The sequence below is a fragment of the Salmonella sp. SAL04214 genome (genome assembly GCF_046550615.1).
Lineage (GTDB): Bacteria > Pseudomonadota > Gammaproteobacteria > Enterobacterales > Enterobacteriaceae > Salmonella > Salmonella enterica.
In genome coordinates, this window is record NZ_JBGDXT010000002.1 from 244,841 (window position 1) to 271,324 (window position 26,484).

The following is a 26,484-nucleotide window of genomic DNA, read 5'->3' on the forward strand; positions in this document are numbered from 1 at the left end:
CCCGTGTCTGCATCGGACAAGGGGCGTGTTCAAGGACGATTCCATGCCAGCTCTCACACAACATTCCACATCGATCACGCTGTTTCGCATCAGCGCCGCGATGTTTCTCAACTATCTGACTATTGGCATCCCGTTAGTCATGCTGCCGCTGTACGTTCAGCAGCAGTTGCATCTGAGCGATCTGTTGATCGGTATCGCGGTAGGCAGCCAGTTTATCGCCACCTTGCTTACCCGGGGCGCCGCGGGTCGAAAAGCCGACACGTCAGGCGGACGTCGGACGGTTATCACCGGTCAGTTCTACTGCGCCGCATCAGGTCTGCTGATGCTGGTCAGTCTAATCGCTCACCCGGTTCCGCTGCTCGCATGGGCCATACTGATTGTTGGTCGTGTGCTGCTGGGCATCGGTGAAAGTTTCATTTTGACCGGTAATTTAACCTGGGGGATGTGGCTGGCGGGCTCGACCCACGCGGGTCAGGTTATTTCCTGGAACGGCATGGCGACCTACGGTGCGCTGGCTATCGGCGCGCCGCTGGGGCTGTCGCTTTACGCCAGGGCCGGCCTGGCGCTTCCGGCGCTCCTCGTCGTGCTGTTGCCGATCATCGCCAGCGGAGTCATCTATGGCATTCCGGGGAATATCCCAACAGCCCGTCCCCGCGTGCCAGTGCTACGGGTAGTCGGCCTGGTGTGGCGGCCCGGAACAGGGCTTGTGCTCCAGGGCATTGGTTTTGCCACCCTAAGCGCGTTTACCGCCCTCTGGTTCAACGAGCGTCACTGGGATAACACCGGTTTTGCGATGACGCTATTTGGCATTGCGTTTATCGCTGTCCGCTTTTTCTGCGCCAAATTTCCCGACCGTTACGGCGGCGCCACGGTCGCAACCTTTTCACTACTGGTAGAGGGGACCGGACTGGCGGTAATGTGGGCCGCTCCGTCAGCAGGCGCTGCGCTGATTGGCGCGGCGATTACCGGCTGCGGCTGTTCGCTGATGTTCCCATCGCTGGGCGTAGAGGTTGTGCGCAGAGTGCCACCGGAGATTCGTGGTACGGCCCTCGGCGTCTGGTCAGCGTTTCAGGATCTGGCCTACGGATTTACCGGACCAATAGCGGGCCTGCTGACGCCGTTTATCGGCTATCAGCAGGTCTTTCTTCTGGCCGCGGCCTGCGCGCTGCTGGGCGCGGCGGTTGTCCATCTCCTGCTGCGGCAACATTAAGCTGTTAAGAAGGGGCGAGTCTTTTCCGCCCCTATCGCAAAGACTTCGCTGGCCGCCATCTGCCAGTAGCCAGGGTTAAACAGTTCCAGCGAACAGATCCCCTCATAGCCCTTCTGCACTAGCTCATGCGTGATCTCATGCAGTGGGATCACGCCGTTGCCAGGAAACAGACGATGGCAATGCTCCAGCGTTGCCAGCGGCAGATTATCGGCGTCATCAATATGGTAAACGAAGATCTTTTCCACAGGGATCTGGCGAAGCGTGGTCAGATCCCGCCATTGATCGTGCAGGTAAAGATTAAAGGCATCGACGACCAGCCCGACGTTACTGCGATCGACCGCATCTACGATCTCCATCGCCATGGCAAGACTGCGCACACAGCATCCTGCGGAACCGATCGGCTCAAAGGCCAGGCGCATCTGGCTTTCTTCCGCCACTGCCGCCATCTCGCGCAGACGCTTCACTGAATCTTTCACCGTTTCCCCTGGCGGAAAATTTCCCCCCTGACGAATGGTGGGCACCACAACCAGACAATCACCCCCCACCACTGAGCCAGCATGGCAGGCGAAAGCCAACTGCCGCCGTTTCTCCGCCCAGCTTTTGCTATCACAAAACGTAATGTCTTCCAGCGAATTGTAGCCCCAGGGCTTAAGGTGGCCGACGGCAAAAATGTCTGCCAGCTCGCTTAACGTATGTTTCTGTAACCACTCCTGCAACATATCCAGACGGATTTCGATGTAGTCATAGCCAAAACGTTCCGCCAACACAACATCCTGTGCCAGCGTGGAGTTTCGCATACAGGTCGCTTCATTAAATCCCAGCTTCATCATTCAGATCGACTCCTGCCGCCATAGCAACGTACTGGCGCCTGACGGCGGCAGCGTTAACACGATCTCTTTATCGCCATCCAGCACCCGGCAACGCCTTTCCTGTACATCGCGGTTATACACCACCAGCACACGCTCGCCGTCGGGATTCACAAATCCCACCTCTTCCAGAAGATTATCGTAACTTGAAGAAAGCATGACCCTCGCCCCCGGACGCACATAGCGGCAGAAGTGGCCAATACCATACCAGGAGTGGTTACGCCGCAGCACGTCGTTTTGCGCATCGTATTGAATGGGCGCTTCACACAGATTACCCTGATGATTCGGCCCACCCTCACTGTTCAACAGCAGATTCCAGTCGATAAACCCGCTACAACCCGATTTGAAATTACCAATCATGTCATGGAGATAGGTATGCCAGTGGCGAATCTGGCTACCGGCATCGCTCTCCATTGGCACACAGCCTTCGGAAAACAGGAGTTTTTTATCCGGCAGGCACTGGGCCAGATACTGTATTTGCGAAAAATGGTCGCCGGTATACCAGTGGAATGCCAGCCCGTTAATTCCCTTATAATTAGCTTCGTCAGCAAAGGCGATTTCAGCCCAGTCTACCAGGCCATCTTTATCGTGATCCCAGATATAGATCTCCATCTCATCCATACCCTGCCGGGCGAGGCGCGGACGCAGATACTGCACGGCAAAGGCTGTCTCCTCTTCCACGCTATACAGACAGGAGTCCCAGGTTTTTACCGCCACCGGCTCATTCTGCACGGAAAGCGCCTGCACATTAATGCCGTGGCGGCGGTATTCCAGCAGGTAGTTGATAATGATATCGGCCCAGTCGGCGTAGCATTCGCGCCGCAGCTTGCCGCCACCGTTCATATCGTTATTAGTTTTCATAAACGCCGGCGGACTCCACGGCGAAGCCATCAGCTTCATTTGTGGATTTAACCGCAACGCCCCGGAAATCAGCGGTATTAAATGCGCTTCATCGCGGGAAAAGGAGAGTCGTCCCTGTCGCAGGTCAGCGCTGGAATCGACATACGCGTAATTGCCCAGGGAAAAATCACAGCTCTGAATTGGCATCCGCGCCAGAGTGTAATTATGTTCCTGAGCAGAAAAATAAAGGGAAAGAAATTGCGCCTTCGTCTTTTCGCTCATGCTGTTGAATACCACACCCGCACCTTCGGTAAAGCTGCCGCCGAATCCGTCAATCTGCTGTAACGTGTGGCGCGGTAAGACGCTGATTAATTCACTGCAATCACGCTGACGATGCGAAAAAGAGACCGCACGCTCAACAAGGAATTGCTGACGATACGGATCGGAAGAGATGAGTCTGCCTTTCATAGGGAAGTTCCGGATAAAAGAAGATAATAAATTGTGATATGCCGGATAGGACGCTTAAGCATCGCTATCCGGCAGAAGGTTTTAATACGCGGAAGGTTTATTTGTAGAAATCAGGTTTTGAGGGTAATTCAACAATCTCGGTATTCCCTGTTTCCTGAGACTTCACGCAGGCATCAGCGGTAACCGCAGCCAGATAACCATCCCATGACGTTGGGCCTGCCGGCGGCAATCCTGCGTTCAGGCGATCGAAGAAATCCTGGAACTCAATGTCGTAGGCATCAATAAAGCGCTGTTTCCAGTCAACCAGGATGTCGGTGCTATACTTCGCCGCTTTCCGTACCGCGGCGCTGGCGACGGTTGGCAGCTCCGCCATTCCTTTCTCGCCGGTAACATCGCAGTGAATGTCGTAGCCATACTGGCAGTTCACAAACACTTCAACCACAATATTGATGCCGGAGGTGGTTTCCATTACAACCAGCTGCGGATCACGCAGAGTGGTCACCAGGCTGGACTGACGCGGGAAGTAAACCTTAACGGTTTTATAATCTTCGTTAAGCAGCCAGTGCATAACGTCAATTTCATGAATCAATGTTTCATAGATAGCCTGTGGCGTTTTGTATTCTGGCACCGTGCTGGCATTGTAATGACGTCCATGAACCATTAATGGCTGACCGATTTCGCCGCTGTCGATAATATTTTTCAGCTGAACGTAACCTTTGTCGTAGCGGCGCATAAAACCAATCTGCACCATGCGCTTACCATTTTTCTGCTCTGCTTCAATCACACGCTGACAATCCGCAGCCGTCACCGCTAACGGTTTTTCGCAGAAAACATATTTGTTAGCATTTAGCGCGGCAACGGCCACATCGGCATGCGCCTCATTTGATGCGGTAATGATGACCACTTCAACGTCTTTATCATTAATCAGATCGTGATAGTCATTATAATCTTTGGCTTCGATCGCATACTTATCCAGCGCCGCCTGCGCCCTACCCGCGACGATATCACATACGGCAACAACCTCTACACCCGACACGGTGTTGGCCAGACGTCTTAAGTGATCGGAGCCGATCATGCCGATACCTACAATACCTGCTTTTAAAGTCATTTTCTGTTTCCTTTTCAATTAAAGATAATTTTTCAGTAACTCATCAATATGCTTTTTACCTTTTTGCGCATATTCCAATGGGTTATATTTCTTAGGATCCTGCTCGGCCTCAACAACAATCCAGCCAGAATATTGATGCCCGACCAGATAAGCTAATACGGATTTAAAATCAATATTTCCATCGCCGGGGACGGTAAACACACCATCAAGGAAAGAATTGAGGAAGGATTTCTTCGCGAGGCGACATGCTTTAAGTTTTTCATTACGCACATCTTTAAAATGAACGTGTTTAATACGATCAAAATGTTTACTCAGTAGCGGCATGACATCGCCGTCAGAAACATATATATGCCCGGTATCAAACAGCAGATGTACAAATTGCGGATCGGTATTCTCCATGAGTCGATCCACTTCTGGCAGAGTCTGCACACCGGTGCCCATATGATGATGGAAAGCGAGCTTCAGCCCGTGCGCATTGGCAATCTTCCCAAGCGCATTAAGTCCTTCGCATAAAAGCTGCCATTCGCTGTCGCTGAAGTTAGGCTTCTCTGTATAAACGCACTTATCGATAATACCTTGAATACTATAAGTTTGTTCAGAAACAACGGCGACATATGCATGTATTGCCTGCAAATAAGCACAATGCTGTTCAAAAGCATTCATCGCAGATGCAATACCATCGCGAATAATAAAGGAAGAAAACCACTGGCCTGGTATTTCCAGTCCGCGAAGCATTAACTCTTTATTTAACTCAGCAGGATCCTGCGGATAACAACCGCCAACTTCTGTCCCGGAAAAACCGGTAAGCGCGGCATCACTAAGTATTTGTTTATATGTATTTTCTTTACCAATCTCAGGAATATCATCATTGCGCCAACCGATAGGCGCAATCCCCAACTTAATGCTCTTTTTTACATTGTACATGTTGCTGGCTCCCACTTAATGAAACGCTTTTACTGCATACCGCGATGCAAATTAACCTTTGATGGACAACATATTACTTTTTGTAGCCTGAAAAACTTTATCTATCCTGGTTGAAGAAGTGGGATAAATGCGTCAGGTATCACAAAAAAATCATCACTCTTTAATGATATTGCCAGACTTTTCGCGCTATAGATAAACGCATAAAATATACCGACAAATAAAAAATGGCCGCAGTATTGCGACCATTCTCATGACGATTAAATTTTAGCAAGCATTAATATTCAAATAATAAATAATTAGCTTTACGATAGTCCTTGCGATATTGACCGGGCGTTTTCCCTACTTTATTTTTGAAGTAATTCTGAAAATGACTAAGGTTGCTAAAGCCAACACGATAAGCAATAGAGGTGATCTTTTCGCGCCCGCCTTCATCCGTGGTTAGTAACGATTGCGCCTCCCCCAGCCTACGTTTTATCAGGTAATCCATCGGTGAATAACCATAGCGGCGTTTAAATTCATGGGAAACATAATAAGGACTGACATTAAATTTCGTCGCCAGCGTATCCAGCCGAATTGGCTCATAGAAATTGCGATCAATATAGGATTTTATTGAATCAAGTAAATTTTCATGGCGCTGTATGGCATCGTTACCTGTGCGCAATAAGACATTTCCCTCAATGTATTTGAGTACTACCTGGGTCAATAGCTGCGCCATTGCTGGCCCTTCTACCGCATGCTGATTAATAACGGTAAACACGGAGCTCATCAGTTTTTCCACCGTCGCATAATGGTGATACAGTGGAATAACCGGCACAATATCATCCGGTATTAGCGCATTCTCACGTAGACCCGGACACGAAATATTGTTAATCCCACAACAAATAGTGCCAATTGGCCGCCCGCTTTCCAGATACTCATCATGCACCACCTGGCTGTTATAAATGACCAGGTCGCCTTTACGAACCGGGTAGATGCGATCGCCAATGAAATACTCCCCGTCTCCTTCGGTGATAAGAATCAGTTCAACGGTCTGTGGGTGCATATGCATGAACCGGACAAACGGACCATTGCTCTCACTGACCTGACTCACATACGCCAACTGGGGCTGAGCCTTATTCTCTCGTTCTGAAGGACAGAAGCACAAGCGCATGATTTACCCTCCAATATCCGAAACTGTGGTGCCGAAACACCCCTGAAATTTGAATTTTTATACCACACCAAATGAAACAAAAATGCTATATAGATCATAATTTTTTCCAAATCTTTCCTCGTCACAACAGACAATCATTGATACCACACCAAATAAAAACGATAAAAATCAATAAGTTAATTATATTTTTGATTTCTTACTGCACATACCCTCGTATAAAAATCAGCCGTCAAATTTTCAAAATAAAATTTCATAAAAATAAATTTGAAATTTTTAATCCTAAAATTTACATTGAATACGGTATGCGTTTTAGGCTGAAGATAACCAGGCTTTCCTGTGACCGCTCAGTCAGAACGTCGTCAACATCGGTTTAAGAGGATAAAAAAGAGATGGAAACAGTCGGCAATTTTATTCATGGTAAAACGACACTGAGCAGCAGCGGCGAGACGCTACCGGTGACTAATCCGGCCACCGGTAAAGTAATTCGTCAGGTCACCCAGAGCACCCGAGAGGAGATGCTGGCGGCAATTCAAAGCGCACATGAGGCTTTTCCGGCATGGAGTAAAATGACTCCGCTACGCCGGGCACGTATCCTTTTTGAATTCAAAGTATTACTGGAAAAGCATCGGGAGGAACTGGCGGCGCTGATCGTCAGCGAGCATGGCAAGGTCTGGTCAGATGCGCTTGGCGAACTGACGCGCGGCATAGAGGTTGTCGAATTTGCCTGCGGGATCCCGCACCTCAGCAAAGGAGAGTACTCCTTTAACGTCGGCTCAGGCGTTGACAGCTTTTCATTAATGCAGCCGCTTGGGGTTGTGGCAGGCATCACACCGTTTAACTTCCCGGCAATGGTGCCTATGTGGATGTTCCCGGTTGCTCTGGCTTGCGGCAATACCTTCGTTCTGAAGCCGCCCGCACTGGTGCCGTCCGCATCGTTACGTATGGCGCAGCTTCTACAGGAGGCTGGCCTGCCGGACGGCGTGTTTAACGTTGTTCACTGTGGCAATGAGGCGGCTAGCCTGTTGACCAGCGACCCTCGCGTACAGGCCGTCAGCTTTGTCGGTTCCTCCGCCGTCGCGGAACATATCTATACCACCGCCAGCGCCCATGGCAAACGCGTACAGGCCTTCGGGGCCGCCAAAAATCACGCAATCGTCATGCCGGATGCAGACCTGGACGCCACCGTCAACGCCATTATGGGCGGAGCATTTGGTTCCGCGGGCGAACGCTGTATGGCGCTGCCGGTAGTGGTCGCGGTGGGCGATGAAACGGCGGACCGTCTGATCGAACGCCTGAAACCGCTGATTGCGGCGCTACGTATCGGCCCGGGAGAGTTGCGCGGCAAAGATGAAAATGAAATGGGCCCGGTTGTTTCACGTGCTCACCAACAGAAAGTGTTGGGTTACATCGACAAAGGGGTTAGCGAGGGAGCAACTCTGGTCATGGATGGCCGCAACTATAGCGTGGCGGGATATCCTGAAGGCTTTTATGTCGGCGGCACTCTGTTTGATAACGTCACGCCTGAGATGACCATCTGGCGTGAAGAAATTTTTGGCCCGGTTCTCGGAATTGTGCGCGTCCCGGATTATGCCACCGCCATTAGCACGGTAAACTCCCATGAATTCGGCAACGGCAGCGTGATTTTCACCACCAACGGTCACTATGCGCGCGAATTCGCCCAGTCGGTTGAAGCCGGGATGGTCGGTATTAATATTCCAGTTCCGGTTCCGATGGCATTTCACTCTTTTGGCGGCTGGAAGCGCTCGGTGTTTGGCGCCCTGAACGTCCATGGGCCGGATGGCGTGCGCTTCTATACCCGGATGAAAACCGTTACCTCGCGTTGGCCGAACGGACAGCAGATCGTATCGGAGTTCAGTATGCCGACTCTCGGTTAATACGCTTTCAGGAAGGAGAAGATTATGGCCAACTTGCTGAGTACCTGTACCTCTGAGTCGGGAAATATCCAACACATTTCCCCTCAAAATGCAGGCTGGGAGTATGTCGGTTTTGATGTCTGGCAGTTGAAGGCTGGAGAGTCGATAACCCTGCCGTCCGATGAGCGTGAACGCTGTCTGGTGCTGGTTGCCGGGCTGGCCAGCGTTAAGGCCGCCGACAGTTTTTTCTATCGGATTGGTCAGCGCATGAGTCCGTTTGAACGCATTCCGGCTTATTCGGTTTACCTCCCCCATCATACGGAGGCGAAAGTGACAGCCGAAACCGACCTTGAGCTGGCCGTATGCAGCGCGCCGGGATTCGGAGAGCTTCCGGTACGTCTGATCTCGCCACAAGAGGTCGGGGTAGAGCATCGGGGAAAAGGGCGCAATCAGCGCCTGGTGCATAACATCCTTCCTGATAGCCAGCTCGCCGACAGCCTGCTAGTCGTTGAAGTGTACACTAATGAAGGCGATACCAGCTCCTGGCCCGCGCACAAGCACGATACGGCAGTTGAAGGCCAGGAGACCTATCTGGAAGAGACGTACTATCACCGTTTCAATCCACCTCAGGGATTCTGCTTACAGCGCGTCTACACCGACGATCGCAGCCTGGATGAATGTATGGCGGTCTATAACCGGGATGTAGTGAAAGTACCTAAGGGCTACCACCCGGTTGCCACCATCGCGGGTTACGATAACTACTATCTGAACGTGATGGCCGGCCCGCTACGAAAATGGCGTTTCACCTGGGAAGAGAACCACGCGTGGATTAACTCACCAGACTACCCGCGATAACACTTCGTTGAGTGGTACTTTGCCAGCCGTCCTCTGCGGCTGGCTTTTTTATTCAACTCTGCGCCACACACGCTCATAAGATCGCTATCCGCCTTCTCTTAAATTATTTCCCTGTTTTGTATATAGCGTATTTACGGCACGGCCCCCACCAGGAATACGCAATAAAATAATGATGCAGAAGAAGACTTACCCTATTTGCCGATATTATTATAGATCAATTAGTTACGTAGAGGTGGTAAACACTGGGGAGGTTTCAACAGGGTATATCCTGTGCGCACTCGCTGGAGGGAGTAAAGGTTGTGTAACCAGCGGAGAATATCTCTGGATATTCTCCGCTAATATTGGAGAGGTATCAGGCTATTACATCGCGACGTTTCCCCTGAATTTCACGCAGCTTGTTCTCGGCCAGCCGTTCAATTTCTGTTAGCGGCACCCCTTTTGTTTCCGGCACATAACGAGAAATAAAGACATAGCAGACCAAATTAAAGACGACAAAAATCCACATCGAGAAAGCGCCGCCGAAGGTCTCCTGCAGCCAGGCGTTATCATTTATGACCGGGAACAACAGTGAGATGAGGAAGTTGGCTATCCACATCAGACTCACCGCCAGCCCCATCCCAAAACCTTTTATCTTTTCAGGGAAAACCTCAGAAATCAGTACCCATGCGCCAACGCTCCAGCTGACGGCAAACAGCAGCATAAAAAACAGGATGCCAAAGATGGTAATGTAACCTGTATCATGGGTGTACAAACCGTATGACGCGATCAACAGGCCGACAATTGAGCCGATGGTACCAATTTTCATAATCGGTATACGGCCATAGCGGTCGAACAGGATCATGCCGATAAAACTGCCCACCACATTACATACCGCGATAAAAATGGTCTGGAACATAACCACTTCGGTACTGCTGTTCTGCAACACCAGCGGCGCATAATAGTTCATTACGTTAACGCCTGTGAACTGTTGCAAAACGGCGATACAGCATCCAACCAACAGAATATAGCGGAGCACCGGCGAGCTTTTCAGGTTGGTGCGTTCTCCCCCGGCGACGTTGTCCTGTGGACGTACGGTTTCTTTCATGCTGTCAAAAATAGCGGCCACATCTGTGGCCGTTAATCCACTGTAGATCCGGGTAAGCACCTTTATCGAACGAGCTTCGCTGCGGTTGTTACGGGCGCACCATGCCGGTGATTCGGGTAGGAAAAGCGTAATCGCTAACATCGCAATGGAGGGTACCACTTGGGCAAAAAGCATAGTCTTCCAGCCCTGGGAAACCAGCACATCAGCAGGCATTCCTTTTGCTATCAGATAGTTGACTATAAACACGATAACCTGGCCAGATACCACGGAAATATTGTAAATGCCCAGCGCTTTGCCGCGAATTTCAGCAGGCGCCAGTTCAGACATATACATGGTGGATGCCGTTCCGGCCATCCCAACCGCAAAACCACACACAATGCGGGAAAGGGAGAAGATCATAAACGATTCACTCATCGCCGCCCCTAAGGAAGAAGCGATAAAAATGATCGCAATGATCAGAAGCGCAGGTTTACGCCCCAGTTTATCGGCAATTTTTCCACCGACCAGCGCGCCGATGATACAACCAATCACGATACTGGAAACGGCCCATCCGGTCTCGGTTGGCGTCAGTTGGTAATACTGCTGTAAAGGCAATACCACCCCGGTAATCACCGCCGTTGAATAACCAAACATCAATCCAGCCAGCGCCGCAATACAACACAGGACGTACACATAGGCCGAATTGTACTTACTTCTCTGAGACATAATCCCTCCCTTGCCTGTTGAGGAAACAACACACCAATGAAATTTTTCATTTTATTTTTGCATTCATTAGAAGAAAAATTCCATGCAAAAGATCACGAAATGGAGATATTCCAGGAAAGAACAAAAAGTACGGCCCCTGACAAATTGAACTCAGGCACTGTCAAGAAAACAATAAAACAAAGTAAATTCATCAAGATACAGGGGAGCACTGCGCAAAACGCAGCATCTTAACGATAAAAAACGCCAGGATTATGAAATTCGAAATGTGATACCCATAACAAAACATAAGTTTCATTATTGATCGTTTTGAAATTAAAACATAGGTTGTGAAACGAGAGTTCTCAATAGCTATAAGATCGTCGGCAGAGCTACGGCAATGACCGACATAAGATGAATTTGTCTATTTGTTCACTAAATTCAAACAGATAGATGAAGTTTATTCTGGAGATAATCTACCTATGTCCACATCAGATAGTTGTTATAATACGGGTTACATATTACGCATCTGCGCGATTGCCGCACTGGGCGGAATATTATTTGGCTACGATACTGCTGTTATTTCAGGTGCGATTGGTTCACTGACCAGCTACTTTCATCTATCTCCTGCTGAGACCGGCTGGGCGGTTTCCTGCGTTGTGGTGGGGTGCGTTATTGGTTCGTTTAGCGCCGGATATTTATCCAAACGTTTTGGACGCAAGAAATCATTGATGGTTTCAGCGCTGTTATTCACTATTTCCGCAGTGGGCACCTCCCTCTCCTACACGTTCACCCATTTTGTGATTTATCGCATTATCGGTGGACTGGCAGTCGGCCTGGCGGCAACAGTATCACCGATGTATATGTCTGAAGTCTCACCGAAAAACATGCGCGGCAGAGCATTAAGTATGCAGCAGTTCGCTATCGTTTTCGGTCAGATTCTGATCTTCTACGTTAACTACAAAATAGCATCGATTGCAGCGGATACCTGGCTCATTGAACTTGGCTGGCGCTATATGTTTGCTGCGGGCATTATTCCCTGCATTTTGTTCTGTATTTTAGTCTTTTTAATCCCGGAATCTCCCCGCTGGATGATGATGATTGGTCGCGAGGAGGAGACGCTAAAAATACTGACCAAAATATCCAACGAAGAACATGCCAGACATCTTCTTGCCGATATAAAAACCTCACTGCAAAACGACCAACTAAACGCCCATCAAAAACTCAATTACCGCGACGGGAACGTGCGTTTCATCCTGATTCTGGGCTGCATGATCGCTATGCTGCAACAGGTAACAGGGGTTAACGTCATGATGTATTACGCGCCAATCGTCCTTAAGGATGTGACCGGTAGCGCCCAGGAGGCCCTGTTCCAGACAATCTGGATCGGCGTGATTCAGCTTATCGGTTCCATTATTGGCGCAATGATTATGGATAAGATGGGGCGTTTGTCGCTGATGCGTAAAGGCACTATTGGCAGCATCATCGGCTTGTTGCTCACCTCATGGGCGCTGTACAGCCAGGCAACCGGTTATTTCGCGCTATTCGGTATGCTGTTCTTTATGATTTTCTACGCGCTTTCCTGGGGCGTGGGCGCATGGGTGCTTATTTCTGAAATATTCCCTAACCGGATGAGGTCGCAGGGAATGAGTATTTCGGTCGGATTTATGTGGATGGCAAACTTTTTAGTTTCGCAATTCTTCCCGATGATTAATGAAAACCCGTATTTACTTTCGCATTTCCACGGCGCATTTCCAATGTGGATATTCGCCATCTGCTGCATCTTCAGTTACTTCTTTATCTGCCGTTACCTGCCGGAAACAAAAGGCATTTCGCTGGAGAAAATGGAGAGCGTAGTGTTAGCAAAACGCAGAAAAAAACCGCAGCCAATTCAAACCGAACGTTATTCTGATTAAGTTTCACCACAATGCCGATGATCGCTAAATACGATCATCGGCTTGTTTTTTTACTCCGTCGCCAGCGCCAGTGAAACCGCTAACGTTTGCGCCAGACACATGGACGCGACCTGAGAACGGAAACCATCGACCTGCGCTTCACGTACCACAAAACAGACTTCACTGAACGCTGCCAGCGGGCTGACCTGGCTATCGGTTATCGCAATATGGTGCGCACCGCGTTTCGCGCCAAGCTCGACTAATTCCACCACTTCCTGCGCGTAAGGCGAGTAGCTGATGGCAATAACAACATCGTCGGGGCTGACCATACTTAGCTGTTCAGAGAACATTCCGCCAATACCGTCAATTAAAAATGCCCGTCTCTCCAGATGACGCAATGCGTAGGTTAAATAACTGGCCACGCTAAACGAACGACGTAATCCAATCACATAAATATTGTCGGCTTTCGCTAACAGATTGACCGCCGCATCCAACTGCTCATTTTTAATCTGCACCGGTAATTGTTGTAATACCTGTGCATTCACCATTGAAAATAGCTTCAGAATTTCACCCGGCTTTTCCGGGGTAGGTTCCCCTTCATCCGCATTTTTCTGTCTGAACAGACGCGCCCGCTCGGTATAGCTTACTGTTTCCTCCATCAGGTGCTGGCGAAATACCTGTTTCATTTCATTAAATCCGCTAAAACCAAACGCATTAGCAAAACGAATCAGTGTCGAAGGGGGAACATCGGCATGTTGCGCGATGGAAGCGACCGTGTCAAAAGCAACGCTATTACTATTATCCAGAATATACTGAGCAACTTGTTTAAGACGTTTGCTAAGGCTGTCATAGCGACTGCGGATATCATCCTGCAGTAAGGAAAGTTGAGTTTGATGTTTAGACATGCATGATACTCTAATAGAACGAAAATTTCGTAAATAACCATATTAGCACAAATGAACTGAACATACAGTTAACAACATTCAAATTGCGCTGTGGTTACCTTCAGTACAGAATTTGCTGGCGGGCTGGGTTCTGAGCAATCTGAATCTGACCGCATAAATGCGACAGGATCAGCATTGTTATGACTGGACGATGCCCGCAGCCAGGCGGCATCGCAAACGTTGAAAGGCAGAAGGTGACGTTTATAAATCACGAAACCTTCATCTGTTATTGCGAACTGGCTCTTTTCGTCCCGCATACGGCAACCGGCGGAACACTCTTAGTGTATTACACTGATTACTTTAAGGATATGCGTCTACTCTTTTTCAATACTGAGCGGCAAATGATTTTTCAGTATTGCTTTAACGTCTCCCGGCGAGCGGAATGCGCTTTCGATGGCAAGATGCCCCATATAAAACAGCCAGCCACAAGGCTGGCTGACCGCATAGTCATTTAATACGCTGTTACGTTCTGAGCTTTTTTCGCCAGCCCATCCAGCAATTTCTGATGGATGCCGCCGAAACCGCCGTTGCTCATCACCAGGATGTGATCGCCAGGCTGTGCGGTTTTCACCACCATTTCCGCCAGCGTATCGACATCGCCACTCCAGTGAGCAGGCTGTACGCAGGCTTCGGCGACTTCCGCCACTTGCCACGGAATATGCGGCGGCTGCAGCAGGAACACTTCATCCGCACGCCCTAACGACGGTGCCAGGTCATCCTTGCATAACCCCATCTTCATCGTGTTAGAGCGCGGCTCCAGCACTGCGATAATGCGCGCGGTGCCGCCCACTTTACCGCGCAGCGCCGCCAGCGTGGCCAGAATTGCCGTCGGATGGTGAGCAAAATCGTCATACACCGTCACGCCGTTCGCTTCACCGCGTAGCTCCAGACGGCGGCGGGCGTTAATAAATGACCCCAGCGCACTGGCAGCTTCTGCGGGCGCGACGCCCACGTGGCGCACGGCGGCAATCGCCATCAGACCGTTGTGCATGTTATGTTCGCCGACCAGGCCCCATTTCACATCGCCGACTTTTTCGCCGTCCAGCCACACTTCCCACTCGGAAGCATCCGTAGTCAGCTTCTTCGCCTGCCAGTGTCCCTGCTCGCCCACCAGCTCTTGCTCGCTCCAGCAGCCCAGCGCCATGGTCTGTTTCAGGTTGATGTCGTTTTCCGGCCAGATGATGCGCCCCTGCCCCGGCACGATGCGCACCAGATGGTGGAACTGCTTCTGGATCGCTTTCAGATCGTCGAAGATGTCGGCATGATCAAACTCAAGGTTGTTGAGGATCAGCGTCCGCGGGCAGTAATGCACAAATTTAGAACGTTTATCAAAGAACGCGCAGTCGTACTCATCCGCTTCGATAACAAAGAACGGGCTCTCGCCCAGGCGCGCGGAAACCTCAAAGTTGCCCGGTACGCCGCCGATCACGAAGCCCGGTTTGTACCCGCACGCTTCCAGTATCCAGGTCGCCATGCCTGCGGTCGTGGTTTTGCCGTGGGTACCGGCGACCGCCAGTACCCAGCGATCGCGCAACACAAAGTCGTGCAGCCACTGTGGACCAGACATAAAGGGAATATTTTTTTCCAGCACCGCTTCCACGCACGGATTCCCGCGCGTCATCGCATTGCCGATAATCACCAGATCCGGCTGCGGATCGAGCTGGCTGGCGTCATAACCCTGGATCAGATCAATGCCTTGCTTCTCAAGTAAGGTACTCATCGGCGGATACACATTGGCGTCCGAACCCGTTACTTCATGACCAAGCGAGCGAGCCAGCATCGCCAGCCCCCCCATGAAAGTGCCACAAATTCCCAAAATATGAATGCGCATACGTCACTATCCTTTTTTTATCTGCGAGCCATTTTACGCACATGTCTGGCAAGTGAGAAACGCATTTCAGGTAAATCTGTACTTTGCTGGCGCGATTCACCTGAGCGCATCATCTGAAATGTTTGTTAAGATTGTTACGGTCGCTTTACTCCAATCAATTGCAGGGAAAGTGTTATGAAAACGTTAGGTGAATTTATTGTCGAAAAGCAGCACGAGTTCTCTCAGGCTACCGGTGAGCTCACTGCTTTGCTGTCGGCAATAAAATTGGGCGCCAAGATCATCCACCGCGATATCAACAAGGCCGGTCTGGTCGATATCCTGGGTGCCAGCGGTGCTGAGAACGTACAGGGCGAGGTTCAGCAGAAACTCGATCTGTTCGCGAACGAGAAACTGAAAGCTGCACTAAAAGCGCGCGATATTGTAGCGGGCATCGCATCGGAAGAAGAGGACGAAATTGTCGTCTTTGAAGGCTGCGAACACGCGAAATATGTGGTGCTGATGGACCCTCTGGATGGCTCTTCTAACATCGACGTTAACGTCTCTGTCGGTACGATTTTCTCGATTTATCGCCGCGTGACGCCCGTCGGCACGCCGGTCACCGAAGAAGATTTCCTGCAACCCGGCAACAAACAGGTCGCTGCGGGATATGTCGTGTATGGCTCGTCCACCATGCTGGTTTACACCACCGGCTGCGGCGTACACGCTTTCACCTACGATCCGTCGTTAGGCGTGTTCTGTCTGTGCCAGGAACGTATGCGTTTCCCGGAAAAGGGTAAAACCTACTCCATTAACGAAGGCAACTACATTAAATTCCCGAATGGCGTGAAGAAGTACATCAAATTCTGCCAGGAAGAGGATAGTTCAACAAGTCGCCCTTATACCTCACGTTACATTGGCTCTCTGGTGGCCGATTTCCACCGCAACCTGCTGAAAGGCGGCATCTATCTCTACCCCAGCACCGCCAGCCATCCGCAGGGGAAACTGCGTCTGCTGTATGAATGCAACCCGATGGCGTTCCTCGCGGAACAGGCCGGCGGCAAAGCAAGCGATGGTAAAGAACGTATTCTGGATATCATTCCGGAAAGCCTGCACCAGCGCCGCTCGTTCTTCGTCGGCAACCGCCATATGGTTGACGATGTGGAACGCTTTATCCGCGAATACCCGGACGCGTAATCTTTACCACCATGCGGACTAACGCATGAAGCCGCCATTGGGCAATAACATGTCCGATGGCGGCGTTGCCTTATCAGGCCCGTGATTTTTCCGGTTCTTAACCTTTGTCGTTTATGCTCCGCAACGACGCGCCAGATGAGGCGGAAACGAAAACAAGCGAAGACTTTCGGCGTGAGTTGGCTATAATACTCGCCACTTGTTTGTCATAAATTCAAAGGAAACAGACATGAGCTTACTCAACGTCCCGGCGGGTAAAGAACTGCCGGAAGATATCTACGTCGTTATCGAGATCCCGGCTAACGCAGATCCGATCAAATACGAAGTTGACAAAGAGAGCGGCGCGCTGTTCGTTGACCGCTTCATGTCCACCGCGATGTTCTATCCGTGCAACTACGGTTACATCAACCATACCCTGTCTCTGGACGGCGACCCGGTAGACGTTCTGGTCCCGACGCCGTACCCGCTGCAGCCAGGCGCCGTCATCCGTTGCCGTCCGGTTGGCGTACTGAAAATGACCGACGAATCCGGTGAAGATGCGAAACTGGTTGCCGTACCGCACACCAAACTGAGCAAAGAGTACGATCACATTAAAGATGTGAACGATCTGCCGGAACTGCTGAAAGCGCAGATCACTCATTTCTTCGAGCATTATAAAGATCTCGAAAAAGGCAAATGGGTGAAAGTTGACGGTTGGGACAACGCCGAAGCGGCTAAAGCGGAAATCGTTGCCTCCTTCGAGCGCGCAGCGAAGAAATAAGTTCGCTTTTACATAATCGTCAAGATAAAGGCTCTCATAGTAATGAGGGCCTTTTTATTGGCTAATGAATAGAACACAATTTTTATCATTATTAGTTTAACATTCACGGAATGAATAAAACTCTACCTTATTTTTTATTAAAAAGGGTTGAATACGCTCACGGTTTCTCTAAAAAGCTCAAGATAATAATTGTTTTGTGAATGCCCGCAGACTCCCATGGACTTACGCCCTAAATATTAGCAAGCGCTAAATTCTTATTTAGTGCATAAGCCCGATTACCTTTTTAATAAGGTATCCTAAGCTCTCCCTACCAATAACCGTATTTTTAATCCAACATAACATCCGCTCAAAACACACTTTTTAATATATTTTTAAGGGCTGCCATAATTATTTACTACTTTAAGAGATTATGATGAAAAATGATATATTAATTACCGGTGGACATATCATCGATCCCGCTCGTAATATTAATGACATTAACAATTTACGCATCATTAACGATATTATCGTTGATGCCGATAAATATCCTGTAACTTCGGAGACCCGGATTATCCATGCCGACGGCATGATCGTCACTCCCGGTCTTATCGATTATCACGCGCATGTTTTTTATGACGCGACGGAAGGCGGCGTCAGGCCTGATATGTACATGCCGCCGAATGGCGTCACCACCGTCGTGGATGCAGGTTCTGCCGGTACGGCAAACTTTGATGCCTTCTACCGAACGGTGATTTGCGCCAGCAAAGTTCGAATCAAAGCGTTTCTGACCGTGTCGCCGCCGGGCCAAACCTGGTCACAAGAAAATTATGATCCTGACAATATTGATGAAAATAAGATCCACGCGCTGTTTCGCCAGTATCGCAACGTTCTTCAGGGATTAAAACTCAAGGTTCAGACTGAGGACATTGCTGAATATGGATTAAAACCGCTGACTGAATCCCTTCGTATTGCCAACGATTTAAGGTGCCCCGTGGCAATACACTCGACTCATCCCGTCGTTCCCATGAAAGAACTTGTCTCCTTGCTACGCCGCGGCGATATTATCGCTCATGCGTTTCACGGCAAAGGTAGCACCATTCTTACTGATGAAGGCGCTGTCTTAGCCGAAGTCCGTCAGGCAAGGGAAAGAGGCGTTATATTTGATGCCGCCAATGGTCGCAGCCATTTTTCAATGAACACGGCACGCCGAGCCATCGCCAATGGCTTTCTTCCGGATATCATCAGTAGCGATCTCTCAACCATCACTAAACTCGCCTGGCCTGTTTACGCCTTACCATGGATTTTATCGAAATATTTAGCACTCGGCGTCGCGCTTACCGATGTCATTAACGCCTGTACCCATACCCCAGCAGTTTTATTGGGCATGGCAGCAGAAATTGGTACGCTGGCCCCTGGGGCATTTGCCGATATCGCCATCTTTAAATTAAAAAACAGGCATGTTGAATTTGCCGATATTCATGGTGAAACGCTCACGGGGACGCATGTGCTGGTACCACAAATGACCATAAAATCCGGTGAGATATTATTTCGTCAAATTGATTTTGGCGCGCGGCCAAACGGAGTTGAAAAATGACCTCAATGCAAAAATGGCTACGGATCGGCGCAACATTAATGTTCGGCCTTTTTGTTGCTTATCTTGACCGTTCTAATCTTTCCGTTACGTTACCTACGATTACACACGACCTGAATATTGATGGCGCAACGGCCAGCATTGTATTAACCATATTTCTTATTGGCTATGCCTTTTCAAATATTTTTGGCGGCGTATTTACCCAGCGATACGATCCGAAAAAAATAGTCATTCTGATGGTGCTAATCTGGTCGATTGCGACCGTTTTTGTCGGATTTACCTCGTCAGTGTACGTTATTTTGATTTGTCGGCTGGTGCTTGGCATTACCGAAGGCATTTATTGGCCGCAGCAGTCCCGCTTCGCCAGCGACTGGTTTTCAGACAAAGAACGGACGCAGGCGAACAGCATTATCCAGTATTATGGACAGTTCCTGGCATTAGGCCTGGGATTTATGATTTTGTCTCCGCTGGATGCTGCCTTCGGTTGGCGAAATGTTTTTATTATCACTGGTGTGATCGGCATTGTTGTTGTGGTTCCACTTTATATAACAATGCTGAAAAAACAGGAAGAAGCGCCTTATTATCGTGCGCCGGCGCCAACAGAGAAAACTAAACTTACCCTGGAATCGCTGGGCGGAACCCCCTTCCTACTCCTTATTTTTACCTACATCACTCAAGGGATGTTGTTCTGGGGAATTACGTTATGGATCCCCATGGTTGTCAATTCTCTCGGCTATACCGGATTCAGTAAAGCATTGGTCAGTTCTCTGCCTTATCTGACTGCGGTTATACTGGCAATCCCTATCTCATGGATCAGTGATAAGACACAAAAGCGTGTACTTATTGCTTCACTGGGCCTACTAATCCCCGGCGTGATGTTATTTCTCCTGCCATTTGTCGATGCGCCGGGCTTTAAAATCACGCTCATTACCCTGGCGATGGGTTATTATGCCGCCAGCTTTACCCCCAATATCTGGTCGATTATCCAGTCGAACGTTAAACCCCATGCGATTGGCCCAGCCTCCGGTATTATTAATGGCATCGGCGCCGGCGGCGGCGGTACGCTGGCAGGCCTTATGGTCGGCTATTTTTACCGGACAACCGGCAGCTATATGCAGGGATTTATGGTTCTCGGATGCATTGTTATCCTGGGCGGCGCGTCATTATTGATCTACGGCAGAATAAGAGCTCATCGTGCCCGGCGCTAGCGCCATCAGCCAGAATGTAAAAAACAACGCCACCCGAGGGTGGCGTGTTCAGTTCAGGGCTGGTTTCTGTCTAACCAGTCACCGCTTTCAATCAGAGTTAACCCATCAACAGGACGTTGATATACATACATCCATGCGCTGCCGTAAGGCGTCTGGATTAACTGGCGTGCGTATTCACCGCCCCTGGTGCGCAAAGCATCAAGTTCGGCCAGCGTGGCGTTATCAATTCGATAAACTTCACCGTATACCGCTCCGTTTCCCGGAACTGCGCCTGGATAGTGGCCCAGACTATACAACTGGTAGTTATCGATACGGTAATCGCCAAGCAATTGGGCATTGGTCATCCAGTGACTGTTGCCTTGTTTCTGTCGTAAACTGCCATAGACAAATATTCGCATTGCTAAAACTCAAACTGATAGAGCAAATCAAGTGCCTGATCTACGCCAGACACTGCTTCCAGATATAGCTTAGGCATCAGGCGATAACGTAACGTGAGCGTCGCCAGAGAGTCAAATATCCCTACACCATACTTCACCTGTAGACCCGGCAGTACATAGCCGCTGACCACAACCTGGGACGAATCGCCCACCCCTTGCGTGTCCAGCGCCAGATTACTTACACCGAATGTCTCTCCGATTTTACCCACAACCTGACCACTTTGCGCAACCCCCAGGCCAATAAGCATGGAAGTCATTGCTGCGCTATCACTCTGATTGCTGTCCAACCCCTGCCCACGCAGCAGATAAGAAAGCGCTTCAGCCTGCGGCATCGCCGGATCGGAGAAGATTTCCGCTTTGGGTTCATCAGCAGTGCCTGTGACACGCACGCCCGCAATGACATCGTCTTCGGTGGCGTCAGGGTTACGGATCGCTTCGATATTGAGCAGCGGCTGATCCGGCGGGCCGGAGAACAGCAGCTCGCCTTTACGGACAAGCAGGTCCTGGCCGTAGGCGCGGAATCGGCCGTCAGGAATATTGATTTGACCATTCAGCCCCAGCCCCTGCTTATCCTGCGCGACTTTCAAATCGCCGGTCAAACGCGCTTTAAGCCCGAAGGCGTCGATGCGCACGTTGTTGCCGACGTGGACCGTCAGATTACTGTTGATGGGAATAGACGCTGTCTGCGGCGTTTCTGGTTGCAAGTCATTGTTGAGCATAACCACATCGCTGGAGACGCCGACCGCGCTCTCCGGCAGGTCGTGCACCACAATTCGCGCCCACGGAACGTCCACACGCCCATCCAACGTGAACAGCGAAGGCGTCGCGTCAAAGACCACATCCGGCGAGACATCCAGGCGCACCATCGGCGGAACGGTAATCCGCACCCGGCTGCCTTTCGCCGTCACCCGCGCGCGCCAGTTGTCAATCTGACTCCAGTCGGCGTTACCGTTCAGGTTAATTTGCCCTTGTTGTGTTCGCACGATACCGGCGAGCGTCGAACGCGTCCCGCTAAAGTTCATGGTGAGCTGGCTCGGCTGCATCTCAAACGGCATAAAATTACCGTCAATATCCAGCGCGCTAAGCTGCAACTGACCAAACAACTGCGGGCTTTGCACATCGCCGCCCAGACGTAGCCTGGCGTTTAACATTCCCGCCGCTTTTTCGCCGCGCGAAAAGACAGGGTTGACCATCGCCAGATTGAGATTGCGCATGTTGACGTTACCGCCGAGATTGCGCCGCCCCTGAGGATCGGTTACCTGCACCTGGCCATCGAATTGACCATTGTTCGTCAGGCGAATCAGCCATCCCAGCTCGGCGCGATTATTGTGCAGATCGGCGCTGAGGTTCAGCGTCTCAAACGCGACCGGTAACGGCGCGTCATTGACGGTCTGCGTGACCTTCACGTTACGACCGGAAAGCGTGACCTTCCCCTGCGGCAATCCCTCCTGGGTGGTGTCCCACGACACGTCCGCTTTCCCGCTAAAGATCCCACTGGCCTGAGTGGTATCAGGCATAAATGGCTTCAGCATCGCCAGATCAAAGCGGTTGAGATTGACCACCGCCCGTCCTGCGGCGCCCGCATCAATGGTTTGCGGTACGCACAGCTCGGCGTTCGGGTTCAGCCAACAATGCGGCCCGATACTGATTTTCTGTTCTTTATTACGGTAGTCCAGCGTAATCGCGCGGGTCAACGACCATGGCCCCACTGGCGTCTGGAAACGGGTGTCGCTTAACGTCCCTTTCCAGCGCGCCGCCTCGCGATCAAAACTGCCTGTCAGGGAGAGTTGACCGGATACCGGTTCTCCCTGAACACGGAGCTGTAGCTGATGCTGCTTCTCGCTGCCTTTGGCGTCAAGCGTCACCAGATTGATGTTAACGTCGGGCTGCGAAATCCGCTCTACGCGAACGTTGAGATGGCCCGCTATCTGATCGGTGGATTTAATATCGCCCTCAATGCGCGCCTGGGCGACAGACAGCTCCTGCCAGCGCAAGCCGCGGGCGGTGATATCCGCCAACAACTGCGGCGCTTCTACCGTACCGCGGACTTTAACGACTCCTTTTGCCATGCCGCCCAGCCCTGGCAGCGCATTATCCAGCCCTGGCGCATCGATGGCGGCGTCAAGATTCAGCTCCTTAACGCCAAGCTCGCCTTTTATATCGGCGCTGTTTGGGCCCAGCGCAAGGTGCAGCCCCGGGATCGTCCACTGCATGTAGCTGTTGCCCTTTAGCGTCCCGTTGACGTTAACGCTGTTCTGCTTCACATTGCCGGTCAGCTTGAGCTCCGGAACATCCATCTGCCAGGTACCGCCGTAGAGGCTGCCTTTGGTTTTCATGACGCCGTTAAGCTTCGCGGGCCAGTCCGGGATCTCTTTAGCGGTATTGATGCCATTCAGCGTCAGTTCGCCACGCCAGCTAATCGCCTGCTGCCAGTCCACCAGCGCTTTCAGTTCGGTTTTTCCCTCCAGAGCGGCGACGGTGAGTTTATCGAGATTAATCTGCCGCGCATTCCCTTTGGCATCCAGCGTGATGGTCGCCGGCGGAATATCTTGTCCTTTCACGGCGGTTCGCATCGACAACGTATAGTCGGTCATCTTACCGCTCAGTTTGAGCTTCAGATCGTCAGCCTGAAACTGGGTATCACCCGTCAATGGCCAGGCAATGCGTTGGCTGACGACTTCAAGATTGAGCGGTAAACCGGCCTCCGCCAGCCGCGTCTGGGCGCGAAGCGCGACATCCATCGGCCCGGAAAGGTTCACCCCGACCTCCAGTTGTTCGCGTAACGCGCCGCCGACCTTGAGTTTTATCTTTTCACCCTTTAGCGGATCGATATTCAGCGTACTGTTGAGCGTAATATCAACCGGCCAGTTATTGGCGAGCTGCGCCGTACCGGAGGCTTTCACCGTGCCCTGGTTGGCGTCGATATCCAGAGTATCCAGCTTCATATTACCGTCGATACTGCTGACTTTAAGCAGCATCGTGCGCACCGTCAGATCGGTATCGCCGGTGATGCGTAGCTGCTCGCCGCGAAATGACTCGATATTCAGATTGAGCGGCAGGTGAACATCAGTCATCTCCGGCATTACTGGTTTTGCAAACAGATCTTTTAGCGTTTCGCCAAGCGGCTTTTCATCCGGTTGAGGTTTCTCGATTTTGGGTTCAACCACCTCTTCCTGCGCCACGTCAGCGACCTTCGGCAGCGCGATCAGCAATCCCTGAAGCCGCGTCGGTTTCAGGGTCAGGTTTTTCTCCTGCCATGCCAGCCCGGAGGTAAAATCCAGCACCGAAACGGTAGTGTCATCAATCTTGATATTGATGTTATTCAACGCCACGCGCGACAGCGTGATGGGCCAAGGGGTGGAGAGGTTCAGCGGTCCGCTTTCTTCCTCTTCTTGCGCCGGTTCGGAGGGTGGCATTTTTTTGCTGTCGATAGCGACATTAATATCTTTTAGCGCCAGATCATTGACGCACAGGCTACTGCGCCACAGGCAATCAAGCCCAACGGCCAGATGAATTTCGCCCGCATTTACCGCAACGCCCGGCTGCTCATAGCGGATATTTTTTAACGATAAGTCCCGCCAGCCGCCGGTAACCTGCCCAATCTCCAGCCCCGGCACCCAGCGGTTCGCCGCACTGAATACCAGATGCAGCCCCGTCGTCGTCCCGACCAGAAACGCAACGCTCGCCAGTAACACCACAATGAAAATCAACACGCCGAGGCTTATTTTCTTCCATAAACTCATAATTCAGGCCCCAGACCGATATAAAACTGTAAACCGTGTTCGTCTTTGTCGCCGACCGGTACGGCAAAATCGAGTTTGATAGGCCCAACCGGCGACGCCCAGCGCACGCCGACCCCGGTCCCGGTTTTGAAATCGCTACGGCGAATATCACTCACCGCCTCGCCGCTATCGACAAACACTGCCCCCCACCATTTGCCGGTGACGTTATACTGGTACTCCAGCGATCCGGTTGCCAGTTTTGAGGCGCCTTTAAGATTGCCGTCGCTATCTTTAGGCGAAATAGATTTGTATTTATAGCCGCGAATACTGCGGTCGCCCCCGGCGAAGAAACGTAAATCCGGCGGAACTTTGTCGAAATCACCGGTTTCTATCCAGCCCAAATTGGCGCGCATCACAAAACGGTGGCGATCGTACAAAGTCCGAATCCAGACGTTTTGCGCCTGCAGCACGGAGAAATCCACGTCGGAACCCCAGGCCGTATTCGAATAGTCTACCGAGTAGCGCTGCGAATCGCCCCAGGTTGGCATCAGTCCCCCTCGCGAGCGGGTTCGGCTGATCATCACGCCCGGGTAGAACAGCATGGTGGTATTGGTGACGTTCCCCTGGGTAAAGTGGTCGAAACTCCAGCGCAGGTTAATCGCCCGCTGCCAACCGCTGGAAAGGTCCCAGTAACGCGACACGGCAAGCGTGGTCGAGTCCTGCTCCGTATCATTCAAATCGGTACGTTTAAAGCCGCCCTGTACCAGATAGTATTGCTCCAGCGGGTTTTTCAGCAGCGGCATTTTATAACTAAAATCCAGCACCTGTTCCGGCGCAGAAATACTGGTGCTGGTGGTCAGACTATGACCGTAAGAGTTCATCCACGGTTTTTTCCACGACGCTTTCACGCGCGGCCCGACGTCGGTGGAGTACCCCACCCCGGTTTCAATCGTATTTTCGGTTCGCGGCGATACCACGCCTTTTAACGGCAGAATTTTTGTTTTACGCGATTTCTCAAATTCCGGCGCCACCACGACAGAATTAAACCATCCGGTAGCGGAAAGTCGGCGGTTTAGTTCCGCCAAATCTTTCGACTCGTACTCATCGCCCTCTTTAAACGGCAACAGATTTTGTAAATATTCATCACGAATCTGCGAACCTTCGAAGGTGACAGGTCCGAAGCGATAGCGCTCACCGCTATCATAATCAATATCCCAAAACGCCTGATGACGGCCCAGAGCAATTCCCAACTGACTTTTAACGAATTCGCTGTCGAAATAGCCTTTACGTAGCGACACGCTGGTTAACGACTTCTTAAAATTGTCATAGTCTCCCTGGTTCAGCACCGTGCCGATTGCCGGACGCGTTTTTAGTAAGGCCAGATAATCTTTGTCCGTACGCGCGCCGCCGCGTAAAATGACTTCTGTACCGCCAATCAACACCGGCTGGCCGGGCGTAACCCTGGCGATTAATACCTGCCGTCCTTTCGCAGGCGGTGGAAGCAAGTCGAATTTGATAGTGGGTTCGTAATAGCCTAACGCTTTAAGCCCTTCGCGAATCGCATCATCAACTCGGGCGCGAAAGCGCCGATCCGGCGTCACCTCATCGCTCTGAATCGTAGAGAGCTGTGCGCGAACGTTTTTTTCCAGCTCTCCGGATAGCCCTTCGACTTTCAGACGAACATTTGCGGCTACCGCAGAACTGCTCAGGCACAGTAAGCTAACCCAACATAACTGACGGATATGTGGCACATTTTCTCCTGAATATCCCCTATTCCCACCCCTGGAAAAAATCACACTACCGCTCCGCGGCTTAACATAAAATCAACAATTGCGATTGAAAAGCAGACGACTGCCCAAATATTTCTTATGGTTAAATCCAGATACA

General features: G+C 50.9%; 20 protein-coding genes. 9 read left to right on the plus strand and 11 right to left on the minus strand.

What is annotated here, in order from left to right; all coding sequences use genetic code 11:
- The first annotated feature begins 43 nt into the window (after positions 1–43).
- A complete protein-coding gene (locus ACLJQD_RS04360; protein WP_001111174.1) occupies positions 44–1,210 on the plus strand; it encodes an MFS transporter in 1,167 nt (388 codons plus the stop codon).
- On the opposite strand, the gene iolI1 is transcribed toward ACLJQD_RS04360, so the two are convergent.
- The 5 genes from iolI1 to reiD form a co-directional block, all read right to left on the minus strand.
- Entirely contained in the window at positions 1,207–2,040 is an 834-nt protein-coding gene (iolI1, locus tag ACLJQD_RS04365; protein ID WP_017441196.1) for a 2-keto-myo-inositol isomerase IolI1, read from the minus strand. The genes ACLJQD_RS04360 and iolI1 overlap by 4 nt on opposite strands.
- Positions 2,041–3,384, minus strand: coding sequence for a lysosomal glucosyl ceramidase-like type III secretion effector SrfJ (srfJ, locus tag ACLJQD_RS04370; protein WP_017441197.1), 1,344 nt, complete (start codon positions 3,382–3,384; stop codon positions 2,041–2,043). It lies immediately after the preceding gene.
- Positions 3,385–3,481: 97 nt separating this feature from the next.
- A complete protein-coding gene (iolG1, locus tag ACLJQD_RS04375) occupies positions 3,482–4,492 on the minus strand; it encodes an inositol 2-dehydrogenase IolG1 (RefSeq protein WP_000172704.1) in 1,011 nt (336 codons plus the stop codon).
- Positions 4,493–4,510: 18 nt separating this feature from the next.
- Entirely contained in the window at positions 4,511–5,431 is a 921-nt protein-coding gene (gene iolE / locus ACLJQD_RS04380; RefSeq protein ID WP_012601329.1) for a myo-inosose-2 dehydratase, read from the minus strand.
- 259 nt (positions 5,432–5,690) lie between these two features.
- Positions 5,691–6,515, minus strand: coding sequence for a myo-inositol utilization transcriptional regulator ReiD (gene reiD / locus ACLJQD_RS04385; protein ID WP_000332219.1), 825 nt, complete (start codon positions 6,513–6,515; stop codon positions 5,691–5,693).
- A gap of 122 nt (positions 6,516–6,637) precedes the next feature.
- On the opposite strand from reiD, the gene ACLJQD_RS04390 reads away from it, so the two are divergent.
- Genes ACLJQD_RS04390 through iolB form a run of 3 tightly spaced genes read left to right on the plus strand, consistent with a single transcriptional unit; the run spans position 6,638 to position 9,295 of the window.
- Positions 6,638–6,940 (plus strand): hypothetical protein, encoded by a 303-nt coding sequence (locus ACLJQD_RS04390; protein WP_071527474.1) that lies wholly within the window; start codon positions 6,638–6,640, stop codon positions 6,938–6,940.
- Positions 6,941–6,955: 15 nt separating this feature from the next.
- Complete coding sequence (gene iolA, locus ACLJQD_RS04395) at positions 6,956–8,461, plus strand: malonate-semialdehyde dehydrogenase IolA (protein WP_000450733.1); 1,506 nt, start codon at positions 6,956–6,958, stop codon at positions 8,459–8,461.
- Positions 8,462–8,485: 24 nt separating this feature from the next.
- The gene (gene iolB, locus ACLJQD_RS04400; protein ID WP_000002010.1) at positions 8,486–9,295 is read left to right on the plus strand and encodes a 5-deoxy-glucuronate isomerase; all 810 of its coding nucleotides are present in this window, start codon (positions 8,486–8,488) and stop codon (positions 9,293–9,295) included.
- 352 nt (positions 9,296–9,647) lie between these two features.
- Here iolB and iolT2 read toward each other — a convergent pair whose 3' ends face one another.
- Positions 9,648–11,084 carry a myo-inositol import MFS transporter IolT2 gene (gene iolT2, locus ACLJQD_RS04405; protein ID WP_000083108.1) on the minus strand — a complete coding sequence of 479 codons (1,437 nt, stop codon included), beginning with the start codon at positions 11,082–11,084 and terminating at the stop codon, positions 9,648–9,650.
- Between the two features lie 458 nt (positions 11,085–11,542).
- On the opposite strand from iolT2, the gene iolT1 reads away from it, so the two are divergent.
- On the plus strand, positions 11,543–12,976 hold the full coding sequence (gene iolT1 / locus ACLJQD_RS04410) for a myo-inositol import MFS transporter IolT1 (protein ID WP_000107710.1): 1,434 nt from the start codon (positions 11,543–11,545) through the stop codon (positions 12,974–12,976).
- 50 nt (positions 12,977–13,026) lie between these two features.
- On the opposite strand, the gene iolR is transcribed toward iolT1, so the two are convergent.
- Together iolR and mpl are read right to left on the minus strand one after the other, a co-directional pair.
- The gene (gene iolR, locus ACLJQD_RS04415) at positions 13,027–13,860 is read right to left on the minus strand and encodes a myo-inositol utilization transcriptional regulator IolR (protein WP_000033840.1); all 834 of its coding nucleotides are present in this window, start codon (positions 13,858–13,860) and stop codon (positions 13,027–13,029) included.
- A gap of 490 nt (positions 13,861–14,350) precedes the next feature.
- Positions 14,351–15,730 (minus strand): UDP-N-acetylmuramate:L-alanyl-gamma-D-glutamyl-meso-diaminopimelate ligase, encoded by a 1,380-nt coding sequence (mpl, locus tag ACLJQD_RS04420; protein WP_017441200.1) that lies wholly within the window; start codon positions 15,728–15,730, stop codon positions 14,351–14,353.
- A gap of 174 nt (positions 15,731–15,904) precedes the next feature.
- Between mpl and fbp the strand changes: the two genes are divergently transcribed.
- The 4 genes from fbp (at position 15,905) to ACLJQD_RS04440 (ending at position 20,438) form a co-directional block, all read left to right on the plus strand.
- Entirely contained in the window at positions 15,905–16,903 is a 999-nt protein-coding gene (gene fbp / locus ACLJQD_RS04425; protein WP_000853764.1) for a class 1 fructose-bisphosphatase, read from the plus strand.
- 226 nt (positions 16,904–17,129) lie between these two features.
- Positions 17,130–17,660, plus strand: a complete 531-nt coding sequence (gene ppa / locus ACLJQD_RS04430) for an inorganic diphosphatase (protein WP_000055079.1) — start codon at positions 17,130–17,132, stop codon at positions 17,658–17,660.
- A gap of 409 nt (positions 17,661–18,069) precedes the next feature.
- Positions 18,070–19,233, plus strand: coding sequence for a metallo-dependent hydrolase (locus tag ACLJQD_RS04435; RefSeq protein ID WP_017441201.1), 1,164 nt, complete (start codon positions 18,070–18,072; stop codon positions 19,231–19,233).
- Positions 19,230–20,438, plus strand: a complete 1,209-nt coding sequence (locus ACLJQD_RS04440) for an MFS transporter (protein ID WP_000203132.1) — start codon at positions 19,230–19,232, stop codon at positions 20,436–20,438. Before ACLJQD_RS04435 ends, ACLJQD_RS04440 begins: the two co-directional genes overlap by 4 nt.
- Before the next feature lie 53 nt (positions 20,439–20,491).
- On the opposite strand, the gene ACLJQD_RS04445 is transcribed toward ACLJQD_RS04440, so the two are convergent.
- The 3 genes from ACLJQD_RS04445 to tamA are packed head-to-tail and all read right to left on the minus strand — an operon-like array spanning position 20,492 to position 26,348.
- Entirely contained in the window at positions 20,492–20,836 is a 345-nt protein-coding gene (locus ACLJQD_RS04445; protein WP_001219167.1) for a gamma-glutamylcyclotransferase, read from the minus strand.
- 2 nt (positions 20,837–20,838) lie between these two features.
- On the minus strand, positions 20,839–24,618 hold the full coding sequence (gene tamB, locus ACLJQD_RS04450) for an autotransporter assembly complex protein TamB (protein ID WP_017441202.1): 3,780 nt from the start codon (positions 24,616–24,618) through the stop codon (positions 20,839–20,841).
- The gene (gene tamA / locus ACLJQD_RS04455; RefSeq protein ID WP_001120235.1) at positions 24,615–26,348 is read right to left on the minus strand and encodes an autotransporter assembly complex protein TamA; all 1,734 of its coding nucleotides are present in this window, start codon (positions 26,346–26,348) and stop codon (positions 24,615–24,617) included. The genes tamB and tamA overlap by 4 nt, the downstream gene beginning before the upstream one ends.
- Positions 26,349–26,484 lie beyond the last annotated feature (136 nt).